A 10,672-nucleotide genomic window follows, 5' to 3' on the forward strand; every position below is an offset into this window, starting at 1 on the left:
CTCTGGTTTGAATCGATTACAATCAAATCAGCATCCTTCCCCATCTCAAGGGAGCCAATCTTATTATCCAACCAAACAGCGGAAGCTCCATCGATTGTCGCCATCCTCAGTGCTTGGGCAGCGCTGACAGCAGTAGCATCTTGTGCTATCCCTTTATGGATAGTGGCTACCGCTTTTAATTCTTCAAATAAATCAAGATTGTTATTTGACGCGACACTGTCGGTTCCAAGGCTTACTGTGATTCCTTTTTCAATCATTTTGCTGACAGGAGAAATTCCGCTGCCCAGCTTCAGGTTACTGATAATATTGTGTGAGACTTTTACATCCTTGCTGGCAAGAATCTCAAGGTCAGCCTCATTGACATGGACAGCATGCGCAACTAACGATGGTCGGTCAAAGAAACCAAGCTTGTCCAGGTGTGCGACAGGTGTCGCGCCAAATTCCTCAATATTTTTGTCCACCTCAAATTTTGTTTCAGACATATGTGTATGCAACGGTACATTCAGTTCAACCGATTTTTCAATGATCTGGGAAATATACTCTGGCGAACATGTATAGGGAGAATGAGGAGACAGCATCGTTGTTATTCGGCCATCTGCGCCATTATTCCAGTTTATTGCAAACTGGGCAGCTTCATTTAGCTTGCTTTGACGAAGCTCCTCTGAACCAAAACCGATTACTCCTCTGCACAAAACACCTCGGATCCCAGCAGCTTCAACAGCTTTTGCAACCTCGTCCATATTGTCATACATATCGACGAATGTGGTAGTCCCAGTACGGATCATCTCAAGAATAGATAAATACGCTCCCCATTTCGTATGTTCAGGAGTATATTGAGCCTCAAGCGGCCAAATTTTCTCTTCAAGCCAGGTTTGCAGGTGCAAATCATCTGCGTATCCCCTGAGCAATGACATCGGTGTATGACCATGAGTATTCACCATTCCAGGCAGAACGTAACTCCCTTTAAGATCAATTGTTGTTTCATATGCCGAGAGATCCTCAGGCGATTTGCCGACATAAATAATTCTCTCGTCCTCAAATCCGATTGCCCCAGATTCGATCACTTCATTTTCCGCGTTACAAGTAATGATTGTTCCGTTATATAATAACGTTCCTGCCATATTAATCTCTCCTATGTAAATTCGCTGTTTTTGCATTTGTTTTGTATTATGTACTAGAATTAGATCAATGCCTCGCAAATATGCCCATCATTTAAATTTATCAAAAAATGTTTTATTTTTATAGAGATTTTGTTATTTTTTATTTGTACGATTATCAAAATGCTGTGTTAAAGGTCATTGTGATTTTTAGCACCTGTTGATTGGAGCGGAGGGCACTCGACTCCTGCGGGATCAGCGGCCAAGGTGAGACCCCGCAGGAGCAAAGCGACGAGGAGGCTCACCTGACGCCCCGCGGAAAGCGAGTGCCTGGAGCGGAAATCAACAGACACGTATAACGAAGCCTATAAAAAACAATAGATATGAGGAGATTAACGATGGAATTCCATTTTGACTTAATTGAAGATAAGGTAGAATTTTTTGAAGCGATGGACTTAAAAACGCTTGAAAAGAATATCAACAAGCAAATAGAAATCAATAAAGCCATTACGCTTACTGTACACCATGTTTCTCACCAAATGCACATTGATGACAAAGGACGACTGTTCTATTCAGCCGTTGTCCATTTCAAAGCGAAAAAGTAAAGGGGCCCATATTTAGGACCCCTCTAAATAGCCTATCGCTTATCGTTTTGAATCAATTCTTCAACCTTTACTGGCTTCCAGCCCTGGCCTTCCACCCACTCAATAGCTACCCTGTAGGTTTGTTCGCTGCCTTTTGCAGAAACAGTGCCTACAGCCGTATTTGGTGCTCCATTATTTTCATTCCACCAAACAGTCATATTGTTTTTATCAATTCCAGTAGCATAAGAGTATGCCAATGTCATTTCTTGCCAATCTACCGAGTTTTGGTCAAAGACAGGAGCATGTTCGCCAGACTGAGTGGTTCCCACTGGCTGCCAGCCCGGATTCTCGATTGTCTGTTTTACATTTGCATCGCTTCCGCCCTCAGTCACCACTGGATCGCCCAGGTCTTCATTGTCTTCTGGTTCTGCAGACTCTGAATCATCTGCAGACCCTTCATCCGACTGCTCTGCCTTTTCGCCATTTTTATCTTCATCGGCATTTTTACTGCCGTTGTTATCCTTATTATCCTGTTTGTCTGAAGAGGCAGCGCCTTTTTCATTTTCTGCAGTAGCATTGCTGTTGTCCGCTGCTCCTTCATCATTACTGAAAAAGATGTTTACAGAAACAAAGACAATTAATAAAATAACGACAACAATCAAGGTATTTAAAATAAGGTTGGTTTTTCTTCGTTTTGCCCTTGTTCTCGAACGGGCCCCCTCATTTAGGTTGTCAAAATCATTCTTCAAGGTCTTTCCCTCCCTTATAAGGTTGTCAACATTCTACCATGACTTAACGCAAACTTGAAGGATTTTATCTTTATCTAATTAGTTACTGACCAATCAACCTTCAATCATGATTCAATCTTGATTATAGTCATAGACGGCTTTTACTATATCAGCAAACAGCGGATTCACTCCACCTTCATCTTCTGGCACCCCTAAATTAACGGCAACAAGTGCATATTTTGGATTTTCATATGGAAAATAACCTGCAAACCATTTATTGTGAAGCTGCTTTTCCCCATCATAAATTCCAGTCTCTGCCGTTCCAGATTTTCCAGCTACTGCATATGGCAAATCCTTGAACCACCTACCCGTTCCATGATCATTCACAACTACTTCCCTTAAAAGCTTTTGGAGCTTCATAGCTGTATAAGAGGAGATTCTATCTCCTTTCAGCTTTTCCTTTGGAAACTCAGTCATTTCTGTACCATTTTGATACTTGATTGATAGCACTGACCTAACCATATCCTTTTCTCCTCCACGCGCAATCGTCGCCATCATGTTCGCAATGGCCAATGGAGACGCCCTTACCTCATGCTGTCCAATTCCGGATAAGGCCGAAAAGTTACGATCCTTTCTGGCATCCTCGGATACAAAAACCCTGCCTTCTTCTTCATCCTGCATCTGCTGGAAGTTTTCCAGGTGGAATATATCCCCTTTCCAGCCCACACCCCCTGTAACTGAAAGCATTTCTGCATATCTTTCAAGAATTGTTGGATCCTTCTCCTGCAGCTCTCTGGCGATTTCTCCAAATGTACGGTTGCAGCTTCTCGCAAAACTGTCAGTAAAATTGAGCATGCCATGATCGTATTTCAAATCAGGCTCCCCATTTAACTTTTTGCTGCAATCAAATTTCCTATTTGGATCATCAAGCCCGGAATCTATTGCTGCCGCCGCTACAACAGTCTTAAAAACTGAACCAGGAATGTGCTGCTTGACCATCATATTTTCTATTCCCTTGTCGCTAAATGGCGCATTCTTATTGATTTCCGGCCTAGATACCATCGATAACACGCTATTCGTTTTGATATCGAGCAGTACAACTCCACCCTTTTTTATGTCATAATTGTCTACTGCTTCCTCGACAATCATTTGAAGGTCCTTATCAATCGAGGTCTGCACGTTTATGGGATAAAACGGATTTGCCGGTTCAATATACTTTACATTAATGCCAAAAAGTGGTGCCCCTTCACCATCCACATGGTACACAAGCCTCGATTTCCCTTCCGCTACGAGAAATTCATCAAAGCTTTTTTCGAGGCCTGAGAGGCCAATCAATGTCCTTGGAAGGAAATCCTTCTCCCCATATCGTGATTTTAGAAGGCTCTCGTTTTCACCAATAATGCCAAGTAGCTGAGCCGCAGGTATTTTATCCAATGGATACTTACGCTCAACAGCAAACACACCTGGAATTTTCATCTCATTAATAGCATCCATTTGGCTTTTGGTGAGAATCACAGGATCCGGATCACCGTACGCAAATGGTTCCTTTGATTTTTCAACCGAATTCTTAAGTGCATACTCAGATACACCTATGGTCTTTGCAACCTGATTTATCTGCCAGTCCATCTTTTTTAAAAAAGGGAAAAGAACAAGGACCGATGACGTTTCATAAGATAAGGGATTACCTGAACGATCAAGGAAATTCCCTCTGCCATTGTCAACAACCATTTCCTGTGACCTTTGCTTGACACTTGCTTCTATCAAATTAATTTCGTGCTTTGAAAATGATTCTGTATCAAGGAGCTGCAACTGCGCCAGCCTGAACAGAAGCAGGCCAATGCCGGCAATACATATGCTGATCCAGACAATCATTCTTTTCCTGCGCATAAAAAAACACCTCGTCAAAAGTTTTGACGAGGTTTTGAAGTTTCAAACTGTTAAATTGGAACAGCATGAATAAAATTATTATCTTTCTTACTGTTTAACTGAATGATTGTTTAAGCACCCTACTTAATAGATGTAATACGGACGCTCATTTCACCGCCAGGAGTCTGGACGGAAACCTCGTCCCCTACCTTTTTCCCCATTAAGCTCTTAGCGATTGGAGAGTCATTTGAGATTTTACCTTCAAATGGATCTGCTTCAGCGCTTCCTACGATTGTGTAGGATTCTTCATCACCATCAGGAAGCTCTACGAAAGTGACAGTACGGCCAAGGCTGACTGCGTCTGTAGTTAATTCGCTTTCCTCAATGATTTTTGCGTTGCGGATCATATTCTCAAGAGTTGTGATACGTCCTTCAACAAAAGCTTGTTCTTCTTTTGCAGAATCGTACTCAGAGTTCTCTGAAAGGTCGCCGAAGCTGCGCGCGATTTTAATTCTCTCAACAACTTCTTTACGTTTAACCGTTTTCAACATTTCTAATTCTTGTTCCAGCTTTTCTTTCCCAGCCAATGTCATAGGAAAAACTTTCTCTGTAGCCAAAATCCTTCACTCCTTCTAGTCTTCACAATTCCCCAAAAAATTAGATTGTGTAATATTATATTATGTAACCTGAAAAATATACAGGAGCGCGTCCTTTTCAAGGGCGCGCATTAAAAGAAAGTCCAAATACGGACCATTAAATTAATCTGGACTAATAGAAGTACTAATTAGGTACTTCTATGTCCAGCTTTATCTATGCTATTGTGTCACAAAAATGATTTTTGTTCAAGAATTGTTTGAATTTTTGTTACCATTAGGTCGATTGCGACATGATTATGGCCGCCCTCCGGAATGATAATATCTGCATAACGTTTAGTAGGTTCAATGAACTGGTTGTGCATTGGCCTTACCACATTTACATATTGCTCAATGACAGAATCCATAGACCGGCCACGCTCTTTGATATCCCGAAGCAGCCTGCGGATAATACGCAAATCAGCATCTGTATCAACATAAAGCTTCATATCCATCAGGTCTCTCAATCGTTCATCTTCAAGAATCAGGATTCCTTCGAGAATAATGACATCCTTAGGCTGCACATCAATGATTTCGCTTGATCTTGTATGGATTGCATAATCATAAACTGGCTTCTCAATCGCTTCATAACAAAGCAATTTTTCGATATGCTTTATTAAAAGATCATTGTCGAATGCCAGCGGATGGTCATAATTTGTCTTCAGACGCTCTTCCATAGGCAAATGGCTTTGGTCTTTATAATAATAGTCCTGTTCAATCATCAGGATTGAATGACCTTTAAAGCTATCAATAATTGCTTTTGTGACGCTGGTTTTTCCTGAGCCGGAGCCGCCGGCTACACCAATTACAACAGGTTTGCGGTTCATCTCTTACTTCTCCTTCCGCATCATGTTATTAGGGTAGACAGGCTTGTCCATCTTGAACTTAACAATTTGCAGAGGATGGCGTGCAACATCAAGTTCATTGCCATCTTCATCCCAGATTTTTTCAACTACATGGGTAAAGTTCTCGATTTCCGGTCCAAAGAATTCCACTTCGTCGCCTGGCTTAAAGAAATTCCTTTGCTGAAGTGTAACCATTTGGTTTTCAGCATCATAATCAAGCACAAGTCCAGCGAAGTCGAATGTCGTCTTCTTGCTATGGTTTCCAAACATTTGCTCTTTATACCCTGGAACTCCTTCAAAGAACGCAGTTGCTGTCTCACGGTTCGCACATTTATCCAATTCTTCAAGCCATTCCTGCTTAATGACAAAGTTCTCAGGATCCGCACAATAAGCATCGATCACTTTGCGGTATACACTTACAACTGTTGCGATATAGTGAATAGACTTCATTCGGCCTTCGATTTTAAGACTGTCAATGCCATGCTCGATCATACGAGGAATGGATTCAATCAGCTTAAGGTCTTTAGGGCTCATGGCAAATGGAGAATCGTCTTCACCGAACAATGGGTTTTCTTCATTTCCTTCAAGTGTATACAAATCGTAATCCCATCGGCATGACTGGCAGCAGCCGCCACGGTTTGAATCACGAGCAGTCATATGATTGCTTAAAGTACAGCGACCTGAATAAGCAATACACATAGCACCATGGATGAAGGTCTCGATTTCAATGTCGACTTTTTCCTTCATTTCCTTGATTTCTTCACCACTTGTTTCACGGGCAAGAACAACGCGTTCCAGTCCTTCCTCTTTCCAGAACTGAACTGCTTTCCAGTTAGATAGAGATTGCTGCGTGCTCAAGTGAACCTCGATTTCAGGAGCAACTCTGCGGCAAGTTTCAATGATCAATGGATCTGCCACGATAATACCGTGAACTCCGGCTTCCTTTAACCCCATTAAATATTCTTCAAGGCCATCTATATTTTCATTATGAGCAAAAATATTCGTTGTTACATAAATCTTCGCGCCGTATTTCTTCGCAAATTCGACGCCTTCCTTCATTTCCTCAAACGTAAAGTTATCTGCGTTTGAGCGCAAACCATACTCCTGGCCGCCAATAAATACGGCATCTGCACCATAATGAACGGCAATCTTCAACTTCTCAAGATTTCCGGCAGGTGCAAGCAGTTCTGGTTTTTTCACGATCACACGTTTTCCGTCAACAATTTGTGAAATCTTGTCTGTCACTGCTGTCATGACGCAACCTCCTTATATTCTTACTTTTAGTAAACAGTCTCTTTAAAGAAGAAACCTGTATCAAGCGGGCGATTTGGCGGCTGGATTGCTTCCGCTGCAGCCAGTAAATCGTCTTTTTCATTATCATATTGATCAGGATTGTCTACAGCCAGATCAATTGCTTTGCGGTAAAGGTTTGTTACTTCTAAAATATATTCCGGACTCTTTAGTATACCGTCAATTTTAAATGAGTCGATACCAGCTTCAACGAGCTCAGTAAGCTCATCGATAATGCAAATATCGTTCGGGCTCATGATATGAGTTCCATTTTCATCTTCAAAAATCGGATATTTATTTTCACGCTCTTTATCATGAAGGAACATATTTCGTTCCTGCTTACGGTTTTCAACTTCCAACGCCTTACCTTGATATTCAAAATAATGGCCAAGCAAAGGACGTTTTGATTGGAACATATTCATCATTCCGTGAATCTGGACCTCAATCTCAATCTCAGCGTTCTCTTTCGTTTCAACGATCGCGTCCATGTTGATTTCTCTGGCAAGTACAGCACGTTTTGCACCTTTTCTTCCCCAGTAATTGCATGTATACCAGTTTGTCCCTGTTGTTTCCGTACTCCAATGCAGCTTCATGTCAGGAGTATGTTCTTTAGCAGCCATCAATACAGCAGGATCGCCAAAGATAACGGCATCTGCATTGATTTCTTTTAAGAATGTCAGATACTCTCCTAGCAATTCAATCTTTTCATTATGGAATAGGGCATTCATCGCAACATAGACTTTCTTGCCTTTAGAGTGCGCAAGTTCAACTGCTGTTTTTACATCTTCACGTGAAAATTCTCCAGCAAGTCGAAGGCCAAATTTTTGTTCGCCAATGACAAAAGCATCTGCTCCTGCTTCAGCTAAAGGAATAATATCATTTACACTGACCGGTGTTACCAATAATTCAGGTTTCTTCATTCCGCTCACCTCTTCTTACTAACCGCTACACCATCGCCAATCGGAAGAATGATCGTATCATACTCCGGATGACTGGACAGCCAGCGATTGAATTCATCTATTTTTTTTACAAGACTGCGAATCCTCTTGCTTTCAATTACATGATTATCATAAACATGGCCTTTGAAAAGCACATTGTCTGTAATGATCAGCCCTCCAGGCTTAAGCACCCTGGAATAAATTTCGAAAAATCTCCTGTACTGGCCCTTGGCCGCATCAATGAAAATGGCATCGAATGGAGCATATTCGCTGACTTCCGGTTCCAGCTCCAAAGCATCTCCCTTGATTTGGACAATTTGTCTTTGCAATCCTGACCGCTTGATATAATCTACAGCCAGGTTAAATCGTTCCTCATCCCGTTCGAGTGTCACGATTTTTGTTGCAGGAAGAGCAAATGCCATCCTGAGTGCTGAGTAGCCAATGGCTGTGCCTACTTCAAGAATCGCGTCAGGCTGCTGAAGCCGCAAGAGCTGAAGCATCGTTTCAATCCCTGCTGGTTCCATGATTGGAACCCCATTGATTTCCGCGTACTCCTCCATTTCAGCAAGTATGCCCTGTCTCGGCTGTATAAGTGAATCTATATAATCCTGCAGCTTTTCATTTAGCAAGCTGCCCTCACCTCTATTCAAAGGCTAGAAACTAGCCAGTGTGAAAATCTATATATGCCCCAGGAAAAAAGGTCCTCGGAGCATGAAAAAAATAGCGTTCACAGGATAAGAGAGACAAAACTTCAGAATGTCAGAAACCTGACAATCTGCTTCTTCAGCCTTGTGTGGCCATAACTCTTAATTCTGTAATGCACGCTATCAAAAGAAAAGCAGAAGCGCCTTGTTCAGCCCCGACAGGCATAAGACGGACGGCGAGGAGGCAGTTCCTCAGCCACCACAGCCGGCTGGCTTATGACCCGAGGGGCTAGGCGCTGGAGCTAGACAGTAATCTAAGTGAAAAAAGTAATCTTTTTTAACTAGAAAAAAACACTTGAATTATTTTACCACAATAAGAAGGGAAATGCTAATCTTTCTGCATCTCCCTTATAGGTATTACTATTTTTTACTTGTGATATGTTCATTCTTTTTACGATTGTGCTCTTCGAGTGTCTTAGAGAAGAGAACCTCACCAGTTGATGTTGCGAGGAAATACAAATCGTCTGTATCAGCAGGTGCTAGAGCCGCTTCAATCGACATCACACCAGGATTGGCAATTGGTCCAGGTGGTAATCCTGTGTATTTATAGGTATTGTAAGGATCGTCGATTTCGAGATCCTCATAAAGTACCCGGTCTTTATGCTCTCCATGGGAATAAAGTACAGTCGGGTCAGTTTGTAGCATCATTCCGTCTTCTATGCGATTGTAGAATACACTTGCGATTTTATCGCGATCAACCTTTTCGGTTGCTTCTTCTTCAATCAGCGATGCCATCGTCATCACCTGATGAGTCGACATTTCTTTTTCTTCCATTTGGCCCTTGAATTCATCCAGGACTCCTTTTGTTTTTGTGAGCATGACCGTCACAATCTCTTCCACCGTTGGTTTCTCTGAATAGAAAGGATATGTCGCAGGGAATAAATAGCCCTCCAGCGGATATTTGACCTTTTCACTCAGGATCTCCTCTGATAGTACATCCGGATATTTACCCATCATTTTTTTAATGAATTCTTTATCGTTCAGCTGCTTAAAAATCTGCTCCTGATCCTGCTGTGTTTTTTCAGCTATGATTCCAGCAATTTGTGACAGCTGTTTGCCTTCAGGAATCGTGATTTTCATGACTACGTCCTGCATGACTTTTCCCGTTTTTAAACTTGAGATGATTTCAGGAATTGTCATGGAGGGATTCATTTTATAATCTCCAGCCATGAAACCGGATTCATTCTTAAACTTTACATAATACTTAAAAATCCTGGCGTCTTTGATGACCCCTTTATCCTCGAGTATTGTACCAATTCCACTTGTAGACGAACCGATTGGAATCGTGATATTGATATTTTTCTTGCTATTTTCATCAACTGGCGTTAATGCGGATTTAATATAGTAATATCCGCCTCCGCCTAAGGCGCCTACCAGAAGAATCGCTACAATGGCTGTAACGAAGACAATCCTTCGGACAACGCTTGCTTCCTTCTGCTGTTCGATTAATTTCTCAGCAATCACTTGCTTTTTGTCATTGTTATTTATATTTTTCTCGTCAGACATAAGCTCCCCCTCCAGTCACAGGGCTAATCACCTGGATACTCTCTATTTTCATATCTCGCACCATTATACTATATTTTATATTTTTATTTGCAAATAAATACGAAAAAATACCTCGTGCGACAAATTATCCTACATTCCGACATGAAGGTAATAAGGGATTTGTATTCGCTTAGATTAATGTTTTTGGTTAGCTGTCTTCATAAACATTGTTGCTAGTAGAGTAGCGGTTGACTTGCCTATTAACTTGAATTCTGCTTCATGCGCTTGCTTTTAGTTGTTATCACCATACGCGATAGAAAAATCTCGTTGAGTTGTTTACGGAGGGCTTCTCATCATCTTCCTTGTGAGAAAAATTAAAATGGACCTTAAAATCTTTTGAGGCTGGTATACAGCCAGCAGCAGATTTGAGAGAATGACATTCGCTAAAAATATATAAAAAAAGACCAGGCCGCATTTAGCCTGGTCTCTAGCATGGTTTATTC

10 protein-coding genes are annotated in these 10,672 nt (G+C 41.6%); 1 reads left to right on the forward strand and 9 read right to left on the reverse strand.

Going from position 1 to position 10,672, the window contains the following annotated elements; genetic code table 11:
• Window positions 1–1,121 (reverse strand): amidohydrolase family protein (locus tag WB217_RS18260; RefSeq protein ID WP_423994731.1); only part of this gene is annotated, 1,121 nt, incomplete at its 3' end.
• 374 nt (window positions 1,122–1,495) lie between these two features.
• Between WB217_RS18260 and WB217_RS18265 the strand changes: the two genes are divergently transcribed.
• Window positions 1,496–1,702: a DUF2536 family protein gene (locus WB217_RS18265; RefSeq protein ID WP_423994732.1), complete on the forward strand. Its 207-nt coding sequence runs from the start codon at window positions 1,496–1,498 to the stop codon at window positions 1,700–1,702.
• A gap of 32 nt (window positions 1,703–1,734) precedes the next feature.
• Here WB217_RS18265 and WB217_RS18270 read toward each other — a convergent pair whose 3' ends face one another.
• From WB217_RS18270 to mltG, 8 genes are all read right to left on the reverse strand, one after another.
• Entirely contained in the window at window positions 1,735–2,430 is a 696-nt protein-coding gene (locus WB217_RS18270) for a YrrS family protein (protein WP_423994733.1), read from the reverse strand.
• 111 nt (window positions 2,431–2,541) lie between these two features.
• Window positions 2,542–4,296 (reverse strand): peptidoglycan D,D-transpeptidase FtsI family protein, encoded by a 1,755-nt coding sequence (locus tag WB217_RS18275; RefSeq protein WP_423994735.1) that lies wholly within the window; start codon window positions 4,294–4,296, stop codon window positions 2,542–2,544.
• Between the two features lie 119 nt (window positions 4,297–4,415).
• Window positions 4,416–4,892, reverse strand: coding sequence for a transcription elongation factor GreA (greA, locus tag WB217_RS18280; RefSeq protein WP_207500100.1), 477 nt, complete (start codon window positions 4,890–4,892; stop codon window positions 4,416–4,418).
• 206 nt (window positions 4,893–5,098) lie between these two features.
• Window positions 5,099–5,734, reverse strand: a complete 636-nt coding sequence (gene udk, locus WB217_RS18285; protein ID WP_423994736.1) for a uridine kinase — start codon at window positions 5,732–5,734, stop codon at window positions 5,099–5,101.
• 3 nt (window positions 5,735–5,737) lie between these two features.
• Window positions 5,738–7,006: a peptidase U32 family protein gene (locus tag WB217_RS18290; protein WP_423994737.1), complete on the reverse strand. Its 1,269-nt coding sequence runs from the start codon at window positions 7,004–7,006 to the stop codon at window positions 5,738–5,740.
• 26 nt (window positions 7,007–7,032) lie between these two features.
• The gene (locus WB217_RS18295; protein ID WP_423994738.1) at window positions 7,033–7,962 is read right to left on the reverse strand and encodes a peptidase U32 family protein; all 930 of its coding nucleotides are present in this window, start codon (window positions 7,960–7,962) and stop codon (window positions 7,033–7,035) included.
• A 5-nt stretch (window positions 7,963–7,967) separates the two neighbouring features.
• Complete coding sequence (locus WB217_RS18300; protein WP_423994739.1) at window positions 7,968–8,609, reverse strand: O-methyltransferase; 642 nt, start codon at window positions 8,607–8,609, stop codon at window positions 7,968–7,970.
• A 435-nt stretch (window positions 8,610–9,044) separates the two neighbouring features.
• Window positions 9,045–10,190 (reverse strand): endolytic transglycosylase MltG, encoded by a 1,146-nt coding sequence (mltG, locus tag WB217_RS18305; protein ID WP_423994740.1) that lies wholly within the window; start codon window positions 10,188–10,190, stop codon window positions 9,045–9,047.
• Window positions 10,191–10,672: the final 482 nt, after the last annotated feature.

The sequence above is a fragment of the Mesobacillus sp. genome (genome assembly GCF_049588175.1).
Classification (GTDB): domain Bacteria; phylum Bacillota; class Bacilli; order Bacillales; family Cytobacillaceae; genus Mesobacillus.